Raw genomic sequence first — 24,186 nt, 5'->3', positions numbered from 1 at the left:
TCCCAGGACGCCGAGACCACCTATCACCCCTGCGGGACCTGCAAGATGGGCAACGATGACCAGTCCGTCGTCGATCCCCACAGCTTCCGGGTGCACGGCGTTGAGGGCCTTCGAGTCGTCGATGCGTCGGTGATGCCTTCCATCCCGAACGCCAACACATACGCACCGGTCATGATGATCGCCGAAAAAGCAGCCGACGTCATCCTGAACAAGGACCCGCTCCCCGCGGAGCACGTCGACTTCTACCGACATATTGCCACGGAGAATCTCCTCCTCTAAGTCTGGTTGGATCTGAGCCGCCGTTGCATGGCTGATGTCATGGTCAACGTAGCTGCCCGTGTGCTCGAGCATATCGCTTTAGGCGCTCCCCGAGGATCTTGAAGAGCCGACAATGGGGCTTCCGTAAACCTGAATCGTCGCTCAAAAGGGCTCGAATCGTTCGAATTGAATATGCACGCGTACCAGTATGTTGTGCTGAAGGGTCTGTCAAAGTCAGTGGCCGGTAGTTGCGCCGTAGATTGGCGTGTTCGAAAGGAATTGGCTTCGGTCGCTGAGCGGTGCGCAAGAACAAAGCGGTGTCTTCCGGGAGGGCGAGCAGGCCCTCGCGGGAATCGGCCGCAGGCAACTCGTCGGGATGGCGGTGACCGTCAGAACGGGCCGGCGCAGGAGCCGCCACACAACGATGTGCTTGGAGAAGATGACATACGACGTTCTTGTTGTCGGCGCGGGGTTCGGCGGCTTTGTCGCTGCCAGGGACCTCACCGATCGAGGTTACTCAGTAGTGGTCCTCGAGGGGGGCACCAGGATCGGGGGAAGGACCTACGCCCGACCCTTCAAAGAACAGGAGCCCCCGACCGTTGAGCTGGGTGGCAGTTGGATCAATCGCGCTCTGCAGCCCAATATCCGCCGCGAGGTGGCGCGATACGGCGTCCGTGTGAAGCCAGACGTTCCGACCGAGAACGTCGCCTCATCACAGCCGGCGTCCGCCGCCCGTTTCCGGTGCCAATGGAAGAGCTGCCCGACCTCGAGCGTGCGCTTTTTCATCTGCGGGACGCTTCGAAACGGATCGCTCCGGGCCAACCACTCAGCCAGCAGCCCCTGAAGGAAATTGATGTTTCAGTTGAGGAGTTCATCAGCGGGCTAGACCTTGGTTCTGCCACACGTCCCCGTCTACAAGCTGGATTGCCGCATGATCGCCTACTGGGTGAAGGCGATGATGGCCAAGGGCCGCTCACCGAAACCGATCAAGAACGTGCATGGCCTCATTTCTGCGTCAATGAACTCCGCCGAAATGCTCGGCTTCATCAGGCGCAATCCCTGCCGTGGCATGCAGTTGCCCAGCGTTGAGAAGGCCGAGGACGAAATGATGTTCCTCACCCATGCTGAGTTCGGGTTGATTATGGACGGCATGGGGAGTGGTATCGGGACTTTTCTAGCTTCCTGATGATGACAGGCACTCGCTTTGGGGAGGCGACGGCGCTGACCGTGGCTGACATCGATTTGGTGGGGAAACCGGCGACAGCTCGAATCAATAAGGTGTGGAAGCAGGACGGGAAGAACCAGTTCTACATCGGTCCAACGAAGACGAGCGCAGGCAAGCGGACCATCGGGCTGAACCGTGCTCCCGTGGACCTCTTGATCCCGTTGGTGGTAGGCCGTGCAGCAGTGATCAGCTGTTCACGATGCCCGAAGGGGAACGGACGGTGCATAAGCTGTTCTGGCGCCATTACTGGGTGCCAGCAGTGAAAGCTACGCAGGCGGTGCAATACCCAGCCCAGGCCCTCGCAGTTTTAGGATTGAAATGCAGCCAGTCCAACAAACAGGAATCAGTTCAGGGCTCAGGCCCTCGGGTTTTTTATCCGGGCGCTCGCTTGATCCCGATCCCCGGTTCGAGCCACTTAACCGTTGGTCCCGAAGCGGCCGCAGGAGGCGCCGCCGAAAGGAACATTCGGAGCAGGCGTTCTAGCCAGCCTGTCGCGCCCCTGTCTCAGCCACGAAGGATGCGCTGGAAGATCGGTTCGATAGCGGTTACATCGAGTGGATTGCCGCTGACCAGTGAACGCACAACCAAACCGTCGACCGCCATTGAAAGGGCCTGCGCCGTTAACCAGTCAGTATGTCGAGCGACCGCTCTCGGCAGAGTTTCATCCCAATCCAGGCTGAGCTTCCGCAAGGCAGGTCGACGTAGAGCCGCGATGTAAAGCTCGTACTCGACGATTGCCTGAGGTCGAGTTTCGTTCGTCATCCGTGCTGTGAACTCCGATAACGCACGCGCGAGTTCGGTGCCCGCCGCCAAATTCCTTTCCCAGAACGCAACGGATGAGTCCCAACGCTCCTTGGCTTGCTCCACAGCCGCGAGCAAAAGATCATCTAACGAACGAAAGTGATATGTCGTCGAGCCCAACGGGACTCCCGCCGCCGCAGCGACAGCGCGGTGCGTCAGCCCGTCCACACCGCGCTGCGCAACTATTTCCGCGGCGGCGTGAACCAGACGGTTGCGGCGATCTGTATCTATTACTCCCTTAGGCACGAATACCATCATCCTCTATGCCGCAGGATCGGACGAACCCGGATCTCCTTTGTCGATGACTTTGATTAGCGACCAACGCCATAACAGGTCTTCAGCTAGGTGCTGAGTAACCCATGTTGGCTCAAACACCCCTGACCCTCGGTTTCGGATGCATGCAGGTCAGAGATCTAACACGAGCCGCTGATGGCGCGATCTCGAAACGCAGATCATCATACAGTCATTGGCATCACGTTCGTCTTGGTCCAGCACGGAGTCACGGTGGTCGGGGAGCCCGTCAAGCACCGTCACCTCACACGTCCCGCAGATGCCTTCTCGGCAAGACGACTCGACCGGCACTCCCGCAGCCCGTACGGCATCGAGGATGGTGCGGTCCGCCGGCACAGCCACCTCAAGGTCGCTGCGAGCGAGCTTGACTTTGAACTCGGTGTCCGTGCCGGATTCTTGTGACTGGATTCTTGGCGAAAACCTTTCCAAGCGCAGGGCCTCAGGGCGCCATCGTGCGGAATGCGCCTGCACGTCAGAAAGTAGTCGCTCTGGTCCGCAGCAGTAAATCAAGGTGTCTTCATCTGGTTCACCCAGAACTGACGCGAGATCCACCGGGCCTGTCTCGTCTTTCGGAAAGTAGGCAATCTTGGGACCATAGCGGCTTAACTCGTCGAGGAACGCCATGGACTGTCTGCGGCGCCCAGCGTAGGCCAACGTCCATTGGGCCCCCGCTGCTTCTAAATGAGCAATCATCGGTAGCAGGGGGGTAACGCCGATCCCGCCTGCTACAAAGATGTAGCGGGCCGCCTCCCGAAGCGGGAAATGATTGCGCGGACCTCGAAGGTTGACGGTGTCGCCGACGCGAAGATTGTCATGGATGTGGCGCGATGTACCTCTTGAGCTCGGGGAACGAAGAACTCCAACTCGGTAGGTAGCGCGGTCGTGGGGGTCTCCACATAGCGAGTACTGACGCGTTGGTAGACCTGGAATCCCAAGGTCCAGGTGGCTGCCTGGCGACCACGACGGGAGTTCCCCTCCGCCTGGTGCCCCCAGGTGAAGGGCTACCACTCCGTCCGCAGCGAGAATCTTGTCAACAACCACAGCTTCACCGTCGTACTCGTCCGTCAAAGTCGCGGACGGATAATGTCGACTCCTCATGTCGGCGTTCACCGCAGCTCTCCTGACTTGGGTCGCATTATATACGAGCTATTCACCGTTACCGCTTCCTGGGCCACGCAAAGGAACTACCTGATTGGCGAGATCGGGGAAACGTGTCACCATTTGCTGTTCATACCAGCGGTAGAACCCAGCATTGAATCCTTGATACTTGCGATTCAGCGGACCTGACCTGTATGCCGGGTTGGCCATCCCTTGGTGCACGCTTTCGCATAGGCCGCGATCCTGGAGCATGGTGGTGTTCCAGAACTCCATTAGTGTTTTTTCGTCGTAGTCGGTACCAGCGACGGCATCCTTGTGGACGAACCAGTACTGACGAAGTTCGGTGGTGCTTGGGCCGGTGGGGATGGGCACAAAGAGCCACGCATGGTCCTCAGCGGCCACGAGGGCGATTCCCGGTTCCCAGTGCACGGCGTGAGACTCTGCAGCGGGCTGCCCGTCGAGTCTCGAAAGAGGAACCGCACTGACCCTTTTGCCTCCGATCGAGACGTGCGGTACAGGGAGTGGGAACGTAAACACATCGAGGCCAGCGGCCCTCTGGGTGCAGAAGCTGTCGAAGTTTTCCTCGTCGTCGAGGAACTCCCAGTCCAAAATTTCCGACAGCTCAGGGTGGCTGACCCCGCAGTGGTAACACTCCATGTTGTTGTCGACGACAATTTTCCAGTTCGCTGCAATCTCGTGTGAAGAGGTAGCGGCCAGCTTCATACTGCTGAGGTCATATCCCCCCGCGTCCACCTCGTGGAGGCTCTCGGTGATCGCGGGGGGTGCCTCGTTTGCGAAAGAAATGAGAATGATCCCGTTCCAGACGTCAACGTGCGCTGGCCTAAGGCCGTAAGACGCGCTGTCGAAGTCTGCGTGCATACCTCGCGAGTTCAACAGGTCGCCGTCGGAAACTCCGAAGGTCCACTGGTGGTATGGACAAACTACGTTCCGACTGCGGGCGTCACCGCTGGGTCCATCGCACAGCCGGGCGCCGCGGTGGGGGCAAACGTTGTGGTACGCGCGGAGGCTACCGTCCTTTGCGCGGCGGACAAGAACCTCGGCTGCGCCTACCCGGAAAGTGACGTAACCGTATTTTCCGTGCTGGTCGAGTTGGTCGACGTGGCCGGCGACGAGCCACTTGGAGTAAAAGATCGCTTCGAGGTCGCGCGTAAACCAATCCTGCCCTCGGAATAGCTCGGCGGGAGGTCCGGTGTACTCGTCGGCAGGGGATCGGCGGGGATTGGCTTCTACAGACATGGCTACTCCATCGTTTTGGGATCATACGTGATGCGCATCACTGTGAATGTACATCTGTACATTCGAAGATAGCTGGTCCGATGCGGAGCGTCAATGGCTAATAGATTGGGCTGGCGGAAGTCTCATGGCTTCGGCCGCGATCGCGTGGATTCTCAGCTCCGCGGTTCCCTGCCAGGTGCACGAGGATGATGAAGCATGTGGTCCGTTCGACCAAAAATGGCGAGGGCCGAGGGTTCCCCTTCGAATAATCTGTCCCCTTCCCAAAGCCCCGGTACTAATCTGCCGATCGCTTCTGCATACCTATAGCGGCTCATGACCACGGAAAAGCGCCTCTTCTGGTGTCCCTTCAGAAGACGCCGCCTGCGACTGGTCCGTCTGACGTGCAGGGGGCACTGAAGGATCCAGGGCTGAATTAGGGTTTCCACCCCCAGGGCGATTCTGACAAGCGCTCCGGATCGATATTCATTCCCGTGTATGTCCGAAAATCAGCGCAAGGGGTTGCTGATCCGGCGGGGCTCCAGCGATTTTCCGGTGTACACGTGCGAACGTTGGAAGCTTCAGGGCGGCAGCGATCTTCCCGGCCCGTTCTCGTTCGGCGCTACCCGGGCGGTCGGGGAGTTAGCCAGAGGGTTCGTCAGTATTCTGGAGTTTTCGCAGATCACAGGACGGCTCGCTGGGCCGAGACCGGATCAGCTATTGGGGCCATCGCTCACCATTGCCCCGTGGGCCATTGGCCGCGCGACGATCCTCGATCAAAGCTTTGGATGAAGACCAGAAACTTGGCTGCCTCATCCAGCCGACTTGGCGTGATGCCGTACGTTCGGGAGCAGCTGCTGTTGGACTAGTGCCAACGTGGGCAGCATGCCTTCGGCAGTTTTCTAGTTTCCGATGGCAGCGATAAGACGGCACTATCTGTCTACGCCGGAAGTGACCGAAGCCACAAAGTAGGTCTCCGTCGAAGGCAGCACATCCTTGGTCTAACCCCGCGGAAGTCGAGATGGTCAACGAAGCGATCCAGTAAGTGACCGCCCGCCCGCAGACAATTCAAATACTTACCAAGAAGGCACAGGTTATGGACACTATAAGTGGAATGACGACCCGAAAGACGCAACAGTCGGGGCCACATCTGTCAGGCAAGATGGGATCCCTCGAGCTCTTCTTCAGCGTGATGGCCTACAACGCCCCCATGGTGGTCGTGATCGGAATTATCCCGATCATGGTCGCCACCGGCAGCGGACTTGGCACGCCTATCTCATTCGTTGTTGCGGGCCTCATCCTAGGATGCTTCGCCGTTGGGTTCACTCGCATGTCCAAGATCATGCCGAAACCAGGCGGGTTCTACTCCATGATCACGGCAGGACTTGGACGGGAAGTAGGTCTGGGATCAGGGTTTGTCGCGTTGCTCGGCTACTTCTGCGTCTATGCCGGAACCCTACCTTTCGGCGGTATCGTTCTGGGCGAACTCGTCCATACCACCATGAACGGGCCTGACCTCCCGTGGTGGGTCTGGGCGGCCGTTTTCTGGGCCGGAGCTGGAGTCCTCGGCTACTTCAACATCGAACTTTCCGCGAAGTTCCTGACGGCATTCCTATTCCTTGAGATCATCATCATTGTCGGGTATGACCTCTTTGTCTTCATCAACAGCGGAGCTAACCATGCCGGCATCTCAATGGCCCCCCTTCTCCCGACTCACTGGTTCGATGGTTCCTTCAGCTCGGGGCTGCTCCTTGCTCTTGGCATGTACGGTGGTTTCGAAGTTACCGTCCTGTTCCGTGAAGAGGTCCGGAATCCGAATCGTGTCATTCCACGCGTCACGTTTGCAGTCATTGCAGTTGCAATGACCATCTATGCCGTGTCATCGCTGGGGTTTATTAACGCCCTTGGCATCGACAAAGCTGTCGAACTCGCAACCGCCGATCCCACCGGATCCATGACCGGCACACTGGTGGACTTCGGAGGCATCGTGTTCTCTGACATAGCCACGATCTTCGTCAACACCAGTACTTTTGCTGTCATTCTGGCCGGACACAACATCACCGCACGCTATTTGTTCAATCTCAGCGCAGACAAGATCTTTCCGCGAAAGCTCAGCAGCGTACACAGCCGGCATGGGTCGCCATATATGGCATCAATGGCAACGAGCGCTGCTGGCCTGGTCCTCAACGTCATCGTCGCGGTTGCCGGGCTGGCTGCTATCGACGTTTACGCGGCAGCGCTCGGGATCTCAAGCTTCGTGATTCTGGGCGTCATTTTTGTGGCTAGTATTGCGGTCCCGCTCTACCTGCGTCGGCACGGCATGGGTCACACGGTCTGGAGCAGAATTGTGTTCCCGATTCTGGGAATCCTTGGGCTCGGGACCGGCCTGATTTTGGCAGCTCTGGACTTCACGGCCCTTGTTGGAGGATCGCCTGTGCTAAGCGCCGCCTTGATGACACTGATTGTGGGTCTATTTGTTTTAGGCATCATGATGGCTCTCTTTTACCGCAAGGCGAAGCCAGAAACATACAGTAACATCGGCCGACAATGATTGAGCCTTGGATTGGGTAGCTTTTTGCCGCCAAAGTGCGATCCCGAGTGGCCGGTCGAAAGCGGCCGGCCACTCGGTGACGCGCTGGGAAGTACTCAGGGTACGGGTCGCTTCGCCGAACACTTCGGGGTCCGAGTCGGAGGAGTTATTCGGCGAGGCAGTCTTTGAGGCTACAGCGTGGCAGGAAGATGCGTCGGCCGGGTGGGTGAGCTCGGAGACGGAGAGTCCGGGACGGAAGAGCTACACGTCGCCGTGTGGCGGGTTGAGGCGGAGGCTTCTTTGACGGCTACGACGGTCACCGGTGAGGAGTCCACCTGGTTTAGGACTGCCGTGAGCCAGGATCCGTCAGTTGGTTAGGCGGGTTTAGCGAGGTCGGTCGCCAGCTTTTGGTGTGGATGACTTGTTTCGTGCTTGGTCTGTGGATTTCATGTCCCAGTCGAGATTGCGGGTCACGGGCGCGACATGCCGGTGGTCCCTCGGCTAGCCAGATTTGTTCGAGGGGATGGGCGCGCGACACGAGCTTAGGGTTCGAGGCTCCAAGGGATTCACAAACTATTGGAGCGCTCCTACCGGGGAGTGGTCTGGAATTGCCCGAGATAGCGTGAAAATATCAAGAAAATACATGACTCCTCTGGGTGACCCGGTCGTTATACCCGATAACCGTTAATAGTGGCGTTGGAGAGGCCTTGCCAGCACATTTGCCGCGTTTTCTGGCAGGCGTTGTCATTGCTCGAGGTGTTACCGGGCGTTCACCAATCGATTGAAGCCAACCTGCCAACAAGACTTTGACCAGAGTTTGTGTCAGGCGATTGGTGCTATTCCAATAGCGTCGCTGGAGCAGCTGTCCTAGCGTGACGCATATCCCGCCTCGGGTGAACTGGCGCAAGTGTGAAGGAGTAAGCATGAGTACAACGGAACTTGGATTGAGTAACGACGTCGCGCAGGGTCCCAGCGGTGCAGCCGTGTCTGTGCTCGTCGAGTTTAATGTTCCCGCACGCATGCGCGACGGGGTTGTGCTGAGGGCGGACGTGTACCGTCCGACCGGCGATGGGCGTTGGCCGACGTTGGTGGTCCGCACGCCTTATGACAAGGGCGCCATTACCGAAAACGCATGGAATGGAATTTCGCCTACAGAGGCGGCACAGCGCGGCTTCATCGTAGTCGTCCAGGACGTCCGGGGCCGCCATGCATCAGATGGTGTGTGGGAGCCCCTTCGGCACGAGGGACGCGACGGCGCAGACACCGTGGCCTGGGCCGCCGAGTTGCCCGGCTCCAGTGGTCGCGTGGGCATGATCGGCGGCAGCTACTGCGGTAACACGCAATTGTTGGCGGCGCTCGAGCAACCGTCGGCGCTCAAAGCGATCACGCCCCTGATGACATGGTCGGACCCGTGTAACGGTCTGGTGGCTCGCGGGGGTGCCGTCGAGCTGGCGAACGCCACCTCCTGGCCACTCTTCGCAGGCTTTGACTGGTTGTCCCGGATCGGCCTGACAGACGGCGAGGAGGCCGAGCGTGCCGACGCGCTGATCTCCGACATCGACCGCCTGGCAGAGGACGGCTATTGGGGCCTTCCGGTCAACGAACTGCCGGTCCTGCGACGACACGCACCGCCCCCGTTTGTCGAGCTGGCGGCGGTTAATGAGATCGAGGCCACCCAACATATGCGCATCGCCGGAAGCCACGAGCGCATCGAGGTACCTAGCCTCTTTACCACGGGCTGGTTCGATAGCAGCGGGCAGGGGACTCTCGACAATTACATGGCGATGCGGTCGATAGGCCGCGAGACTCGTTTGATTGTCGGTCCTTGGTCCCATGTCGACTTCATGAACATGGTCGGCGAGCGGGACTTCGGGATCATGTCGATGCGCGACGCGGCTGCTTATCCGCACGGCGGATGGAACGAGGAAGTGCTGGCCTTCCTCCGGCATCATCTCGTCGATGACGCCCCCGCAGGCGATGTGTCGCCCGTGCAGCTGTTTGTCATGGGCCGCAATGAGTGGCGCAACGAAGAATCTTGGCCTTTGGAGCGTGCCCGCATGGAGCAGTGGAATCTGCACTCAGACGGTGGCCTGAGTACGGTGGCGCCGGTAAGCGGCGAAGCGCCGAGTGAGCTCGTCTACGACCCTGCCGATCCGGTCCCCACGTACGGAGGGCATAACAACATCAGCCCGTTCCCTCGCGGGCCCATCGACCAGGCACCCATCGAGGCCCGGTCCGACGTTCTTGTCTTCACCTCGGAGGCGCTCGAGGAGGACCTCGAAGTGACCGGTCGCATTCGGGTGCGCCTGAACGTTCAGAGCTCGGCGCCGTCGACCGACTGGGTTGCGCGCCTGTGCGACGTCGAGCCGGACGGCCGCTCGATTAACCTCAGCGATGGCATTGTCCGCATAGATCGTGGTGCCGATGAAAGTCGCGAGATCGAGATTGATCTATGGTCTACGAGCAATGTGTTCCTTGCAGGGCATCGATTGCGGGTGCAGATTACGAATAGCTGCTTTCCGCGCTGGGATCGTAACCTGAACACCGGGAACCAGTGCGACGCTCGGTTCGTCACTGCGCAGCAGCGGCTGTACCACGACGCCGCCCGTCCGTCGTATATCGAACTGCCCGTAGTTCCCTCCTAAGGAGTCAAAGCGAGGAACCGAACGAGCTAGTAAGCATGACGATCGGCGCTTTCTAGAGGCCTCGGCGGTGTTGTGTTTCAGCACCGCCGAGTTGTAAGCCCGTGGCTTCGAAGGAAACGGGCCATTGGGGTCAACCGCCCGCATGCAACTCGTCTCCAAAGCACGCAGCGCGCTCCTTGTGTGCCTCGGATACGCCGATGTGGTTAACGCAGGCAAGAATATCGAAGCCATCATTGAATTCGCCCTCTTCGCCGACGATCACGTCAGCCGGCCCAGGTCGTGGCTGCAGACGGAGGGGTTCTGACAACTATCGAGCGCTTTGAGATTCCAGAGGAAGCGCCCGACGAGGCGCCCGCCGTCCAACTGGGAAGGTTTGAGGGCAGAACAGCCTCCAGGGAGTTGTGGCCAATCGAACGGACGACTGCATGCCTCAAGTCCCAGGGACGGTGCCGGCTTGCCGTCGTCGACGGCGGCGGAAACCTGATGGGCTTCCGTCACCTCAAGCGCAGGGGAACAGGATACTGTTCAGACGCGGGCGTCCTTGTCGTCAGCGGGAACAGACGACGAGCGCGTTGGAGACTCTCCGAGATGTAGCTGAATTTGCCGTGGATCCTACACTTCAAGTCTTGTGTTCCGCCTCATAAGTTGCTTTCAACATTCCCGGAAGAAAACCGGAAGGTAGTAGCAACATGAATGACAACGTCTCAGTAATTGACTTCCCAGATGGGCAGCCCGCGAAATTGCCGGAAACGGACCAGGCATTCTTTAAATCTTCGAGTTTGTTGAAACCTGCTTCAATCGATCCCTCGGAACTTATCTGGCGCCGATACTAGGAGACTGACCCACCTTGACCAGTGACAATTACTCAGAAAGCGCTGAAAGCAACGAGGTCGCACTGATGCAGCGCCCTGAGCTGGGCTCTGCGGCTCCGGTCTCGCTCGCTTTCCGGATCGTCGAGACAGAAAACGGCAGGTTGCGCGGCTTGGTCGTCGACGGGCTGGCCGTGTTCAAAGGCATTCACTACGGCGCCTCGACGGCGGGGCCGAATCGCTTCCTGCCGCCCCAGCCGGTTACTCCCTGGGTGGGCGTGAAGGATGCGCTCGAGCTAGGTCCTCAATGTCCGCAAAACAACCGGGACTTGCCTGACTGGGTGGACCGCAGCGAGGAGAGCGAGGACTGTCTCGTCCTCAATGTCTGGGCGCCCGACCACGCGACTTTCGCGTCGAAGCTGCCTGTCATGGTGTGGTTGCACGGTGGGGGCTATTTCTCAGGTTCGGCGGGTGCGCCGTTGTACGACGGCGGCGGCATGGCGCGCCGCGGCGACGTCATCGCAGTCGGCGTCAACCACCGGTTGAACGCATTCGGCTACACGTATCTCGGTGAGACAGCCGACGAGCGGTTCGCCACCTCGGGAAATGCTGGCCAGCTCGATCTCGTTGCCGCGCTGCGCTGGGTGAGGGAGAACATTTCGTCCTTCGGCGGCGACCCCGACAACGTCACGATCTTCGGCCAGTCCGGAGGAGGCGGTAAGGTCATGACCCTGATAGCCATGGAAGAAGGCAGGGGCCTTTTCCACAAGGCCATCCTGATGAGCGGCGCGCCAATGCGGTTCGCCGCCGCCGAGGACGCCGGGGCCCTAACGGCTGGCCTGTACAGGGAACTGGGTGTCTGCGAGGGCGACCTCCAGGCCCTGCAATCCGCCCCGGCGAAGGCGATTAAGCGCTACTTGGAGAAGGTGACCGATCCGGCGTTGACCCCTGATGGGTTGACGAACTACCTAAAGTACGGTCCGGTCATCGATGGCAGAACCCTGAGGGGGAACTCCTGGACCGACGGCGCCCCTGAAACCGCCCGTCACATCCCGATGATGATCGGCACGGACCTGCACGAGACGGTGGGTTTTGTCGGCACGTTCCAGGGGGACTTGGACATGGAGTTTGCTGACGACCTCGATCTCGCTCGGAGGCTGGCGCCCTATGCGATTGTCAACAACGTCAAAGCCGAGGAGCTTGTCCCCCTGATCGGCCAATACCGGCGGACCTTGCCGTCGCTGCCGTGGAAGGAGCTGTTGCTCCGGATCACAACCGATATCGGCTTCTGGAACTACTCGCTGAGGCTGTCGTCGGCCAAAGCCGAACAGGTGGGGGCTTCTGTATTCGCGTACGAATGCCAATGGAGGACTCCGTGCTTCGACGGCATGTGGTCCCCTCACGGCGTCGAACTTCCGTTCATCTTCCACTGCCAGGACTATGGCGCCGCCTGGGACGGCGAGGACTCCAACGATGCACGCATCGCCGCTGACCCGAACGGAGACCGCTTCGCTGTCGGCGACAAGATGTTCGAAGCCTGGATGAACTTCGCCAGGAAGGGCGACCCCTCAACGGGCAGCCTCGCCTGGCCGGCCTACAACACGACCTCGCGCCCGACTATGGTTTTCGACAAGCACACCCGTGTTGTCAACGACCTCCGCGGGGACGTCCGGCCGCAAATCATGGCGCTCACGGTTTGGTGAAGGTATCGTTCGCGGGGGCATCTAAAATCCAGCCGGGAAGCGCCGCTGCCGAGGCAAGCACCGTGCTTAGGGGCAGGAACAAGCAGGCTCCTTTGACACTGGCGCCGTTAGTCGGCTTGGACGCGTGGATGGAGCGGCGTTTCGGCCAGCCCGTTCCGCACGCGGCCTGTCAGCCCATCCGCATGCGATGTCGTGCAACTCCGCGTCTGCTTTGGCAGCTTTGACATCGTGGCTGTGCAGGTTTGCGATTGGGAGGACGCCAAAGTCGGGAAGACTCGTTCGTAAAAGATCTAGTTACGAACAGCTGAGCAAGCAGCGACCATCTTAATTGGTTGCAGGTTCCCAAACACCCCAGCAAGTCCTGGTAACCGTGAGAATGCACTCCGAAAGAGCAACCGCGCTTATCGGACCACGTTGAAGGCACCACCTCTGTCTCGTGGGTTATCATCCTCTACTTGGGAGGGACTAATCGACCTGTTCCGCCCAGATGTGTTGGATCTCTTGGGAATTGCCGAGGCATAATCCATGCACTTGTTGATGAACGATTGTTCACCAACTTCGGTGCCGCCCGTTCATTGCCGGCGGTTTCTTCTTCCCGAAAAGGTTCTCCGTTCATGACAGCACCCCCTTTCCCGCGTCGGGAGCGCAAAGCTTCCGCCATCACCGCAGTGCTTGCACTGAGCGGCACCGTTGTCGCGCTGATGCAGACCTTGGTCGTGCCGCTGCTGCCCATTTTTCCCGCCGTCTTTTCGGTCTCCGGAGATGATGCGTCCTGGATGGTGACCGTCACGTTGCTTTCCAGCGCTGTGGCTACTCCTTTGGTCTCGCGCAGTGCCGACATGTACGGCAAGCGCAAGATGATGATAATCTGCCTAGCCATCATGGTGGTCGGCTCCATCATCGCGGCGCTGGGCGGGACCTTCCTTTGGACGATCATCGGCCGAGCACTCCAAGGATTCTCCTTATCTCTGATCCCGGTGGGGATCAGCATTATGCGCGATGAACTTCCCAAGGAAAAAATGGGTTCAGCCGTTGCGCTCATGAGCGCCACGTTGGGCATTGGCAGCGCCATGGGGCTTCCCCTCGCGGGGCTCCTCTACGAAGGCTTGGGCTGGGAGGCCTGTTTTTGGGTTTCCGCAGCTGCCGGCGTTGTGTTGCTGGCCGCGGTGCTCCTGGTGGTTCCCGAATCCAAAGTCCGCTCGCCTGGCCGCTTCGACTACATCGGCGCGCTCGTGCTGTCCGCAGCACTGGGCGCACTGCTGTTGGCTATCTCCAAGGGCGGATCATGGGGCTGGCGCTCGGAACTTGTGATCCTACTATTTCTTGCCGCCGCTGTTCTCATGGTCTTTTGGGTGCCCTACCAGCTGAAGGCCGGTCACCCCATGGTGAACCTGCGGACCACAGCCCGGCGCCCTGTTCTCATGACCAACCTCGCGTCCCTGCTGGTCGGCTTTGCCATGTTTGCCAATATGCTCCTTACCACCCAGCAACTTCAACTCCCTGCAGCAACCGGTTATGGACTTGAACTTACTGTCTATAGTGCCGGTTTGTGCATGGTGCCCTCCGGGTTGGCAATGGTGATCTTTTCTCCAGCGGCGGGCGCGATCATTCGCAACTTTGGTGGCAGAAGCGCCCTCATGGCGGGTGCTGGAGTCATGATCATTGGCTATGTCGGCCGGGTCTTCTTTCATGACTCCATCGCTTGGGTGATACTAGGTTCCGCTGTGGTGGCTATCGGCACGGCGATCGCCTATGCCGCCATGCCGACGTTGATCATGGGCGCGGTTCCGATCACGGAAACTGCATCCGCCAATGGCTTGAACACCCTGGTCCGTTCAATCGGGACCTCAACATCCAGCGCCGTGATCGCCGCGATCCTCACCTCGGTCACCATGCCCTTAGGAGAAGCCGCGCTGCCATCGTTTGACGCATTCAGAGATGTCTTCTGGACGGCCGCGCTGGCGTGCGGCGCATGCATTATAGCAGCTTTCTTCATCCCACGAGCAACACATCGCTCTGCGGCTTTGGCAGCCGAGCTCGTGGTGCAGGGACGCGTCCTGGCGCCGAACCACAGGACGCTGACGCCAGCACTCGTCAGCGTCCTTCAGACGGAAGGCGAACCCGTTGACTGGAGCCTCGTGGACACCGAGGGTAACTACTCCGTTGCGCTGCCGGGGGTCGGGAAGTATGTGGTAGTAGCCAGCGCGAGGGGGTGGGCGCCGGTAGCGGAAATCTTCGACTTTGATGGTGAGACTGGCAAGCATGACTTCCATCTAAAGGAACGACTTGAAATCAGCGGGCGTGCGATGGCGCGCGGGGAGGCAGCGCCCGCCGCGGTGCTGACTCTCTTGCGGGCAACGGGCGAGCGGGTAGCAACTTCGCGGGCAGATTCGCGCGGAATTTATACGATTCCCCTTCCCGCCCCCGGACACTACCTGCTGACTATGTTCCAACAGGAACCGCTTCAGGCGGTCGCCCAAAAAATCACCGTCGACAACCGGTCCGTAGTGCTGGATATGGTTATCGAAGGCACGGACTCGCCACCCACACGTGCTGACGTGGGGTCCGTCGCAAGATCCGGGAAAACAATGTCAGCAAAAGCGCAACGGGCTCAGGGAGCCACAGACTCAGAGATCTTCTCCGAGGCGATGGGCGATGGCCATGGCAGCTTTCACTAACATTCCGCCGAACTTGTCTTGCAACTCAGCAGACATTCGATGAATCGGGGTTGAGATGCCTATCCCAGCGACCCCTACGCCGGCGACAACGATGGGAGCTGCAATACCGTGGACGCCTTCTTGCCACTGCTGGTCGTTCACCGCGTAGCCGCGCACCCGGGCTTGATGAATGGCAGAGCCAAGAGTATCAACATCCGTGATGGTAAATGGTGTGTAGGCGGTCAACCCCCGGAGCAGGACTCCTTGAACCTCCTTCTCAGACCGTGTCGAGAGAAGGGCTTGCCCGTGGGCGGAGGCCAACAGTGGAATCGACATACCTGGAGAGACGTGCGCGCGTACTGCTTGAGGACTGTCGAGAGTCTCAAGGACAAAGACAGAGTCCCCCTTAACCGTCGCGAGATGTATGGTCTCTCGGGTCTCCTCCCGAAGCTGCTCCATCACCGGTAGCGCTATCGTGCGGAGATCATTGCCAGCTTGATGTCGCTGCCCCAACTGGAACATCTTCGGCGTCAACGTCCAGCGCGTCACCTGGCCGCGGACCTCGGCGGCCCAACCTCCCTCCTGAAGCGTGCGGAGCATCCGCTGTACGGACGACTTCGGGAGTCCCAGGTCTCTTGCCAGCTCCGATACGCCCACCAGACCGGGCTCGGTAAGCCGCTCCAGCACCCGCATCGCCGTCAACACGCTTCTCACGCCGTCACTGGCCACGCGATTCCTCCCAATTTAGCCGCCACTGCAGATGATCTCGCCAGCTTACTGCGTCCGGAAGTACCAGTCGGAACGTCGAACTCCACCGGCAGGGACGCTGCTGAATCGTGCTGTGATTTCACTTCGGGATTTTTCGACTATTACGAGGAAGTCGTCATGTCGGTTACTCGTATTCGACCTGGTCGCGGGGGAGCCAACGGAATCTCATTGGGAACACAGCCCCGGTGAACGCGGACCCAAGTCCCCGTTTACCGACAGCTTTAGGGGAAGCGATCGGGCCGAGAATTGACTGCCCTGACGGCGCCTGGGCGAGCGAGCCCAGCACAAGACAACCGTCGGGGTAACCCCATCAGAGGAATCCCCATTAGGTACCGGGGAGTGACGACTGCAGCATGATCTCTCTTGACGTTCAAAGGCTATGAAGGCCACTCGCGCTGCCAGGCGACAGAACGCTTGTGTCTATCTCTTGGTTGAAGTGCCCCGGCACTGGTGAGGGCCGGGGCAGTTGACGACAGAAGCCCCCGGACCCCGTCGGCGCCAGGACGGACAGCATGCGCTGGAGTTAGCTTGAAGGCGAAAGTACCTGTTCAATTGCGGCAACCCTGTCAGCTAACGAATGAAGGCGGTACTCGTATCATTTGTGTGCTGATATGGCGCAGCCTTCTGGAACGCGTCCATTCGATCAAACCTCCGTCATCAGCGATTGGTCCGCTTTAGCGATGGAGGGTGGTGTTGTACGGCCGCGCCAGGCAGCGAACACGAACAAAATGCCACCGACGATGAACATGCCAGAAACGGCGGCCGTGCTATCGGTTCCGGAGGCCGTTATGAGTGCCAAAGCCAGCACCGGACCGAATCCGGCGGCAACTGCGCCACTCGATTCCTTGGCCACGCCTATTCCCGTCACACGGGATTTGGTCGCAAACTGGCGTGCCATAAAGGGGCTTGTGGCTACGGAGAGAAGCGGTGCAAGAAGGCCCGTGCCGAGAATCAAGGCGATCCAGATGTACAGCGGGACTGCTGTGTTGAGTAGCCAGAAGAAAGGGAACGCGTAGAGGATGACCAGCAGGCCGCCGAACGCCAGGACTCTCTGAACAGGGATCATGTCGCAGAGTCGCCCGCAAATGGGCGTCCAGAAAATTGCGACCGCGCTGGCCAAGGTTATGCCGAAGCTACTGACAGCACCGCCTATGTCTTTGAATTCAGCAAGGTAAGAAATAGAGAATGTCTTCCACAGAGTCGCGATGAGTGCGTAGCCAGCGTAGGCAGCAAATACGATGACCAGGCCTCTCCAGTCGGACCTGAATAGGTCGGTCAGAACCCGAAACCAGCTTCTCCGGGTTTCTGCCACTGGCATTGCCTCGAAATCGGGACTTTCCGGTAGCTTGAGGCGAATTACATATCCCACGACGGCAACGAGAAAGCTTATTACAAAAGGGATGCGCCAACCCCAGGAGTAGAAAAAGTCGTCGCCGATCATGGCTAAGCCGGCCACCGCGAGTGAGGCGAAGAAGACACCCAAGTTGACTCCTAGCGTCGGGAGAGAGCCGAACCGCCCGCGCTTGCCGTCCCCGGCATGTTCATAGGAGACCGTTATCGCAGCACTGAACTCTGCGCCCGCGCCGATACCTTGGAAGATGCGAAGCACGACCAGCAGGATTGGGGCTGCCACGCCGATGGAATCGTACGAAGGAATGAATCCCATCAGTCCCGTGGATCCGCCCATCAGGATAAGACTCCAGGACAATACCACCTTCCGTCCGAATTTATCTCCCAGAATGCCGAACACAAGTCCCGCAAGTGGGCGGGCGAGGAACCCGACGCCGAACGTGGCGAGGGCCGCCATTGCGCTTGCCGTCGAGTCCGATGAGGGGAAGAACGTGGGGCCAATTACGAGTCCGGCCATCGCCGAGTACAGAAAGAAATCGAAATATTCGAGAGCGGTGCCCACGACAACTGCGGGTCCGACGCGACGATGACCAGCCTTAGCTGCTTGCGTATAAGCCGCACTAGGCGGTGTTGGATAACTCACTAGGTAACCTCCGATTAGTCGGGTTGGTCAATAGCTCCCCACGCAATTTGCCGGATTCGGCACGGCGTTCCATTGGGCGGCACGAACCATGATGCCCGTCACATAGCTCGGGTGTCAATGGTCCAGCGCTCCTACAGGGGTTACTGGAAAATGTCGATGAGATTCTTCCGTCTATTCTTGGAGAGCTTTGCTGGCGTGCCCAGGCGCAGGCCAGCGGTAACGCTGGGCGAATGTCTGCGGGTGGACGTGGTTGGCCGTCAGACGTCCGGCGTCTATAAGACAGCTAGTGGTCTGTCTCAGTTTTGTTTGAGGGATTTGAGGGCGACGCGGCCACGGGCTGCAGGAGCCGACCATTTTTCCGGTGGCCACATCCAGGGCAGCGAACAGCGTCGCCGTTCCATGTGTCGATTCCTCGATGATGTCCTGGCTTCATCCCTTTGCAGGTGCAAAACCGGCTCTATGGTTGGGGCGTAATCAAAAGCCTTGATCAGTTGGATCCGAAGTGCGGAATCCAGCAATATTCAATCGCCGCTTTGCTTCTGCGTAGACGTCCTCCGCCAGACTCCCTCGAGCTGCAGCCTGGGCATTCTCCCGTACATGCTCAGGAGAGGCTGTTCCGACAGTGACTGTGGACACTTCCGTCCGCGTCATCACGAAGCGAAGGAGGAATCCCTGCAAGTCGTCGCCATCCAGCAGATCGTCGAAGGCAAGATCCGCCGACGACGCAGCCCGGCTGTCCACAGTCCGTTTTGCCTGCACCGTGCGTGCCGTTCCTCCCCGCACAATGACGCCCGCGCCGGAGGCGTTGATAAGCGGAAGATATTTTTCAAGAGAACGGTCGAGTGCGGAATACGGGACTTGGAACGTCTCGAATACGCCGAGGTCGATGTGGTCAAGGAGGTCCGGAAGAGTGGAGGATATGCCAATCGCCCGCACCTTGCCCTCCTCCCTGGCACCTTCCAGTGTCCCCAGCACGTCATCACGTTGAAGAACCGATACGGAGGGCCCAATGTGGACCTGCGCCAGGTCCAAATAATCAGTTCGAAGACGCGAGAGGCTTTGCTCGATCCCTGCACGGATATTCGCAGGGGAATAGTCATGGACAAGAGGCCCGTTGGAAGGGCCATCTGGTTGGTGGTCCAGCGGACAGCCCACCTTGGATGCGAGCAGATATTCCGACCGACGATGGCTTATATGGCGCCCGATGAGCTCTTCACTCTCCCCATAGTCAATCGAAGTATCGATGAATCGGATGCCTTCGTCGAGCACGGTATTGAGAAGCGCTTCTGCAACTCCCTTATCGAGTAAACGGGGCACGCGGTGCGAGGCTCCCCGTAGCTCCATGGCGCCAAAACCCAGCACTGTGCTGCGCTGCCCTGTACTTGTGAGGGGGCGTTCTTCGAATCGAATCATGGGCTAAAGTACCTTTCTCCTGGCCCCGTTGTTTGGACGCTCCATTCCATGCAGCATCGCTTCTTGTTCATCAATGCGTCCCCGTGCGGTCAGTCGGCCCAATCGCCAAGACGCCCTCGAGACGCTTAAATACGACTTCCACCCTCGGTCTCTGAATGAGCAAGCGGGGTGCGAGGCAGTGCCGCTGAATCGATGAGGCTGTTGGTGTCCTGGCTATCAACGAGGTACTGGGCCTCTTCCGTTGTTTCCACGTTGGGCATGGACCCATTTAGGGGTTTCCTGCTTGTTTCTTTGAGGAAAAAGACGGAAATTAGTCCAAGAAGGGCAGCGCCCATCAGGTAGTAGGCGGGAACCAACTTGTTCCCAGTAGCCCCGATGAGCGCCGCAACAACCAGCGGAGCTGTACCGCCAAAAGCAGCATTTCCCACATTGTATGCAAGCCCAAGAGCGCTGGAACGTGCCGGCGTCGGGAACTGCTCAGGCAGCGAAGAAGCGTAGCTTGATGAAAACAGGGTTGCGCAGATCATGATGAAGAGTGTGCCGAGTTGTGCGCCCCAGAGCTGGCCGGACCCCATCATCATGAAAGCTGGAACCGGAAGCACGACGCCCAGCATAGCGCCGCTGAAGAGGATCCGCTTCCTGCCTATCTTGTCGGAGAGCGAAGCAAAAAACTGGGTTGCGAAGGCTGCGAGGACGAACAAGGGGAAGATCACAAGTGTGCCGAGGGATCCCTGGAAACCGAGTGTCTGGTTCAGGTACGTGGGAGTGAACGACGTCATGGTGTAGGCAATGACATTGCCAGCCGCCGCGACGCCCATGACGGGCAGAATGAAGCGCCCGTGGGTCCGGATAACCTGCACCATGCCCGGATTTTTTGCCGTCTCACCGGTTTTGTGGGATTCCTCAGCACGTTCTTTCAGGACTGCACTGAAGGTAGGGGATTCTTCGATCCGATAGCGGAAATACAGGGCTATCACAGCAAGCGGCCCGGCGATGAGAAAAGGAATACGCCAGCCGAAGGCTTGCATCTCGTCCTGACCAAGGCTTAGCTGAAGGACAGCCACCAGACCTGCTCCAACGGCAAATCCGAGGTAACTGGATCCCATAAATCCTACATAGAAGCCCCGTCGCTTATCTGGAGCGTATTCGCTCAGGAAAGTCGCACCACCGGTGTATTCTCCACTGGCTGAGAACCCTTGCAGCAGTTTCAGGAACACGAGAAGGGCCGGAGCCCAGAGCCCGATAACGCCGTAGCCCGGGAGCAGGCCGGTAGCAAACGTGGCGATAGACATCAGGAGCAACGTAAACGTCAAAACCTTCCGTCGCCCGATCCGGTCTCCCAGCCATCCGAAGAAAACGCCGCCCAACGGCCGGGCAACGAATGTAACTGCGAATGTGCCATATAGGTACAGCGATTGGACTGTCGGATTGGCCTGCGGCAGGAAGACAGGACCCATTACGGTTATGAGGTAGGCAAATACTCCGAACTCATACCATTCGATGATGTTCCCGACTACTGTTCCGGCAACAGCGCGATTCAAGGCGGCCTTATTGACTATTCGGATGTCACTTATTTTCAAACGCCGCGTGTCACCATGGACGCCGTCGGCGTTTCCAAATCTTTGGTCTCCAGTGGACATTGATATCCTTCGTCGATTCACTGATGCTGGGGTGAGGTCGCAGAGGACCGCAGCCCAATAGGCCGCGGTCTTGCATCGGTACGGACACATAAGCAGCTATCTTCACGGTGATCCATAAGACATTCGCCAACGAAATACTTGCAAGCTTGTATCGCCTCCGATCCAAGCAACCGTGCCGAGCTAAATTCACCTCTTGTTTGGTGCCCTGAGGATGGGCTTCGGTTGTGGCTTCCGGAGATCGAACGGCCGACCCATGGTTCATTGTCATCCCATCATCTGGTGATTTTTAGCCCTGGGCGAAGCTCGACGCCGTCGCCGACGGCATCGACGGCTTCGATGGGATAGCGCGCATGGTTTTAGTCACGGTAGCGCTCCTGGGCTGCTCTGGGTTCGTTAACGGGGAGGTTGACGAGTGCTTGGTACGCGCGGCGGACCATGTTCTGGTCAAGCGGCAGGTCTTCGTGGAAGAGGCGATAACTCCACCACCCCCACAAGAGAGCGTCGACGGCTCGGGCGGAACCGTCGGAGAAGGAGCGGCGGAGGATCACAAGGGATTCTTCCTGGAAGTCGCGGAGGAGGTCCGCCACCTGAGAGCTTCGTGCTCCGTAGTGGCGCATCTCCTCGTAGAGCCGGATGTCATCGAGGGTCGGGCTTGTCGTGCCGCACGTGGCGTCAACGAGCACCTCGACTGCTTCGGCATTGTTCTGGGCGGCGCGCAGCGGGGCCGCGTATCGGGGCTCCAGGCCATCCCGGAGTGTCTCGAACGCACTGACGATCAGGGCCTCCAGATCGGAGAAGTAGTACGTTGTGGACCCCAGCGGCACACCAGCTTGCGCGGCAATACGCCGATACGAGGCGGCGTGAACCCCTTCCGTGCCAATGATTTCAAGGGCTGCGCGCAGGATTCGCGCCCGGCGCTCTGGATCGTTCGGTTTGCCCTTTCGCACCGGTTCCTCCTTTGTCAGACCAAGTGCGTACAATGGTACACACTTCGACTGGATGAAAGGCGACGAAGGAGGAACACATGCACGGTGACATGCTGCAACAGCGCGCCAGGGACCGCGTCGAAGAGCTGCCGGGCGCCGGACTCGAGCATCCGTTCGGGCCCGACTGGGACGTGTTCAAGGTGGGGGAGAAGGTCTTCATGTTGATGACCGAGGTCACGGGACAACCCATCGTGATCGTCAAGGCCGACCCTGAAGATGGAAAATCACTTCGCGAGGAATACGGTGACATCACCCCCGGCTATCACATGAACAAGGAACACTGGATCACGCTGCACCCCGGCGGAACCCTGACGGAGACCCTCGTTGATGAGCTGGTTACCGAGTCTTACCTGCTCGTCGTCGAAAATCTGCCCAAGGCGAAGCGCCCCGTAGACCCCGTCCTGTTTGGCAGGACAGGCTGATGACCCTCTCCGGTGACCGGCTGCAACAGGCTGCCCGTAACACCGCGGCCGCACTGGGCGATGTCAGCAATGGGCGGCCGTTCACGCCCCACCTCGACGTGTGGAAGGTGCGTGGCAAGGTGTTCCTCATCATCACCGACGACAACCCCGAACAGCAGATCATCACTGTCAAGGTCGACCCGCATCACGGCGACGCGCTCCGCCGCGACCACGACACGATCACTCCCGGTCAGTACCTCGACAAACAGCACTGGATCTCCGTCGGCCCAGGCCCAGGTGTGACGAAGCGGCTCGTTGAAACCCTGGTGCAGGACTCCTACGACCTCGCCTCCGGCCGCCAAGCGGAGGAGCGATCGTGAGCGAGCAACCGATGTCGCTGTTCGACATGGACGATTCCTCACGGCCCCTCGCCGATCGGCTGCGCCCGCGCACACTGCAGGACGTCCTCGGCCAGGACCACCTCCTTGCAGCAGATGCCCCGATCGGGCGCATGGTCGGCGCTCAACGACTGGTGTCGATGATCCTGTGGGGGCCACCTGGCTGCGGGAAGACCACCATCGCCCGCCTCCTCGCAGAGCAAACCAACCTGGCGTTCGAACCGCTGTCCGCCACCTTCTCGGGTGTCGCGGACCTTCGCAAGGTGTTCCAAGCAGCCCAGCGCCGCCGGGAGATCGGGCAGGGAACACTGCTCTTCGTCGACGAGATCCACCGCTTCAACCGTGCCCAACAGGACTCTTTCCTGCCCTACGTCGAAGACGGCACAATTGTCCTCGTCGGCGCAACCACCGAAAACCCCAGCTTCGAACTCAACGGCGCACTGCTGTCCCGCTGCCAGGTATTCGTCCTGAAACGCCTCGACGACGTGGCGCTCCACGCCCTCATCAACCGCGCCGAAGACATACTCGGTGCACCACTGCCCCTGGACGAGAACGCCCGGCAGGCGCTCATCGCCATGGCAGATGGAGACGGCAGGTACCTGCTGAACATGATCGAACAGATCCAATCGCTGCCCGCGCCCGTGGATCCGACAACCCTAGCGGCCGCGGTGCAGAAGCGCGCGCCGCTATACGACAAGGCGCAGGAAGGCCACTACAACCTCATCTCGGCGCTCCACAAGTCGATGCGCGGCTCGGACCCGGACGCGGCCCTGTACTGGTTGGCCCGAATGCTCGACGGCGGCGAGGACCCGTTGTTCATCGCCCGCCGCCTTACACGCTTCGCCACCGAAGACATCGGCATGGCCGACCCCAACGCGGTACAGCAGGCCCTCGCCGCCTGGGACGTTTATGAACGTCTCGGTTCCCCGGAAGGCGAACTCGCGATCGCCCAAGCCGTGCTCTACCTCGCAACAGCGCCCAAGTCGATCGGAGTGTACCGCGGCTTCAACAGGGCCAGCGCCGCAGCACGAGGAACCGGGTCGCTGATGCCGCCAGCGCACATCCTCAATGCCCCCACCCGGCTGATGAAGGACCTCGGCTACGGCAAGGGCTACCAATACGACCCCGACACCGACACCGGATTCTCCGGCGCCGACTACTTCCCCGACGACATGCCCCGACAGACCTTCTACGAACCCACAACCAACGGATACGAACGCGCCATCAGCGAACGACTCCACCACTGGGAACAACTGCGGACCGCTGGCCCAAACGCGTCTATCCACAACAACTCCATTACCCCCGAAACTGACTGAGCTTTTAGAAAGGACTTCACC

At 59.5% G+C, this 24,186-nt stretch carries 20 protein-coding genes; 12 read left to right on the top strand and 8 right to left on the bottom strand.

Going from position 1 to position 24,186, the window contains the following annotated elements; genetic code table 11:
- The 3 genes from AC1DD7_RS24115 to AC1DD7_RS24105 form a co-directional block, all read left to right on the top strand.
- Positions 1-279, top strand: a 279-nt coding sequence (locus AC1DD7_RS24115) for a GMC oxidoreductase (RefSeq protein ID WP_477516877.1), incomplete at its 5' end; no start/stop codon positions are given.
- A gap of 355 nt (positions 280-634) precedes the next feature.
- Positions 635-1,102: an NAD(P)-binding protein gene (locus AC1DD7_RS24110; RefSeq protein ID WP_477516881.1), complete on the top strand. Its 468-nt coding sequence runs from the start codon at positions 635-637 to the stop codon at positions 1,100-1,102.
- Positions 1,103-1,189: 87 nt separating this feature from the next.
- A complete protein-coding gene (locus tag AC1DD7_RS24105; RefSeq protein WP_477516876.1) occupies positions 1,190-1,444 on the top strand; it encodes a hypothetical protein in 255 nt (84 codons plus the stop codon).
- Between the two features lie 543 nt (positions 1,445-1,987).
- On the opposite strand, the gene AC1DD7_RS24100 is transcribed toward AC1DD7_RS24105, so the two are convergent.
- From AC1DD7_RS24100 to AC1DD7_RS24090, 3 genes are all read right to left on the bottom strand, one after another.
- Entirely contained in the window at positions 1,988-2,530 is a 543-nt protein-coding gene (locus AC1DD7_RS24100) for a TetR/AcrR family transcriptional regulator (protein WP_442006760.1), read from the bottom strand.
- 159 nt (positions 2,531-2,689) lie between these two features.
- Entirely contained in the window at positions 2,690-3,673 is a 984-nt protein-coding gene (locus AC1DD7_RS24095; protein ID WP_477516880.1) for a PDR/VanB family oxidoreductase, read from the bottom strand.
- A 48-nt stretch (positions 3,674-3,721) separates the two neighbouring features.
- Complete coding sequence (locus AC1DD7_RS24090) at positions 3,722-4,930, bottom strand: aromatic ring-hydroxylating oxygenase subunit alpha (RefSeq protein WP_477516875.1); 1,209 nt, start codon at positions 4,928-4,930, stop codon at positions 3,722-3,724.
- Positions 4,931-5,404: 474 nt separating this feature from the next.
- On the opposite strand from AC1DD7_RS24090, the gene AC1DD7_RS24085 reads away from it, so the two are divergent.
- The 6 genes from AC1DD7_RS24085 (at position 5,405) to AC1DD7_RS24060 (ending at position 15,271) form a co-directional block, all read left to right on the top strand.
- Entirely contained in the window at positions 5,405-5,698 is a 294-nt protein-coding gene (locus AC1DD7_RS24085) for a hypothetical protein (protein ID WP_442006758.1), read from the top strand.
- A 322-nt stretch (positions 5,699-6,020) separates the two neighbouring features.
- Complete coding sequence (locus AC1DD7_RS24080; RefSeq protein WP_442006757.1) at positions 6,021-7,457, top strand: APC family permease; 1,437 nt, start codon at positions 6,021-6,023, stop codon at positions 7,455-7,457.
- 902 nt (positions 7,458-8,359) lie between these two features.
- The gene (locus AC1DD7_RS24075; protein ID WP_477516874.1) at positions 8,360-10,081 is read left to right on the top strand and encodes a CocE/NonD family hydrolase; all 1,722 of its coding nucleotides are present in this window, start codon (positions 8,360-8,362) and stop codon (positions 10,079-10,081) included.
- A 124-nt stretch (positions 10,082-10,205) separates the two neighbouring features.
- On the top strand, positions 10,206-10,385 hold the full coding sequence (locus tag AC1DD7_RS24070) for a hypothetical protein (RefSeq protein WP_477516873.1): 180 nt from the start codon (positions 10,206-10,208) through the stop codon (positions 10,383-10,385).
- Between the two features lie 543 nt (positions 10,386-10,928).
- Entirely contained in the window at positions 10,929-12,593 is a 1,665-nt protein-coding gene (locus AC1DD7_RS24065; RefSeq protein WP_477516872.1) for a carboxylesterase/lipase family protein, read from the top strand.
- A gap of 614 nt (positions 12,594-13,207) precedes the next feature.
- Positions 13,208-15,271, top strand: a complete 2,064-nt coding sequence (locus AC1DD7_RS24060) for an MFS transporter (RefSeq protein ID WP_477516871.1) — start codon at positions 13,208-13,210, stop codon at positions 15,269-15,271.
- On the opposite strand, the gene AC1DD7_RS24055 is transcribed toward AC1DD7_RS24060, so the two are convergent.
- The 5 genes from AC1DD7_RS24055 to AC1DD7_RS24035 all read right to left on the bottom strand — a co-directional run bounded on the left by AC1DD7_RS24055 (position 15,221) and on the right by AC1DD7_RS24035 (position 22,011).
- Positions 15,221-15,979 carry an IclR family transcriptional regulator gene (locus AC1DD7_RS24055; RefSeq protein WP_477516870.1) on the bottom strand — a complete coding sequence of 253 codons (759 nt, stop codon included), beginning with the start codon at positions 15,977-15,979 and terminating at the stop codon, positions 15,221-15,223. The two genes, AC1DD7_RS24060 and AC1DD7_RS24055, sit on opposite strands and share 51 nt — an antisense overlap.
- 682 nt (positions 15,980-16,661) lie before the next feature.
- The gene (locus AC1DD7_RS24050) at positions 16,662-17,930 is read right to left on the bottom strand and encodes an MFS transporter (protein ID WP_477516869.1); all 1,269 of its coding nucleotides are present in this window, start codon (positions 17,928-17,930) and stop codon (positions 16,662-16,664) included.
- A 555-nt stretch (positions 17,931-18,485) separates the two neighbouring features.
- Positions 18,486-19,424, bottom strand: a complete 939-nt coding sequence (locus AC1DD7_RS24045) for an aldo/keto reductase (RefSeq protein WP_477516868.1) — start codon at positions 19,422-19,424, stop codon at positions 18,486-18,488.
- Positions 19,425-19,549: 125 nt separating this feature from the next.
- Positions 19,550-21,064: an MFS transporter gene (locus AC1DD7_RS24040; RefSeq protein ID WP_477516867.1), complete on the bottom strand. Its 1,515-nt coding sequence runs from the start codon at positions 21,062-21,064 to the stop codon at positions 19,550-19,552.
- Between the two features lie 356 nt (positions 21,065-21,420).
- Positions 21,421-22,011, bottom strand: coding sequence for a TetR/AcrR family transcriptional regulator (locus AC1DD7_RS24035; RefSeq protein ID WP_477516866.1), 591 nt, complete (start codon positions 22,009-22,011; stop codon positions 21,421-21,423).
- 77 nt (positions 22,012-22,088) lie between these two features.
- Here AC1DD7_RS24035 and AC1DD7_RS24030 point away from each other — a divergent pair, with 77 nt between their 5' ends.
- The 3 genes from AC1DD7_RS24030 to AC1DD7_RS24020 are packed head-to-tail and all read left to right on the top strand — an operon-like array spanning position 22,089 to position 24,165.
- Complete coding sequence (locus tag AC1DD7_RS24030) at positions 22,089-22,472, top strand: MmcQ/YjbR family DNA-binding protein (protein WP_477516865.1); 384 nt, start codon at positions 22,089-22,091, stop codon at positions 22,470-22,472.
- On the top strand, positions 22,472-22,831 hold the full coding sequence (locus AC1DD7_RS24025; protein ID WP_477516864.1) for an MmcQ/YjbR family DNA-binding protein: 360 nt from the start codon (positions 22,472-22,474) through the stop codon (positions 22,829-22,831). The genes AC1DD7_RS24030 and AC1DD7_RS24025 overlap by 1 nt, the downstream gene beginning before the upstream one ends.
- Complete coding sequence (locus AC1DD7_RS24020) at positions 22,828-24,165, top strand: replication-associated recombination protein A (RefSeq protein WP_477516863.1); 1,338 nt, start codon at positions 22,828-22,830, stop codon at positions 24,163-24,165. The genes AC1DD7_RS24025 and AC1DD7_RS24020 overlap by 4 nt, the downstream gene beginning before the upstream one ends.
- Positions 24,166-24,186 lie beyond the last annotated feature (21 nt).

The organism is Paenarthrobacter sp. 10L412 (assembly GCF_056395565.1).
The sequence above is the reverse complement of the archived record's forward strand: the minus strand, read 5'-3'. Positions and strand labels throughout refer to the sequence as shown.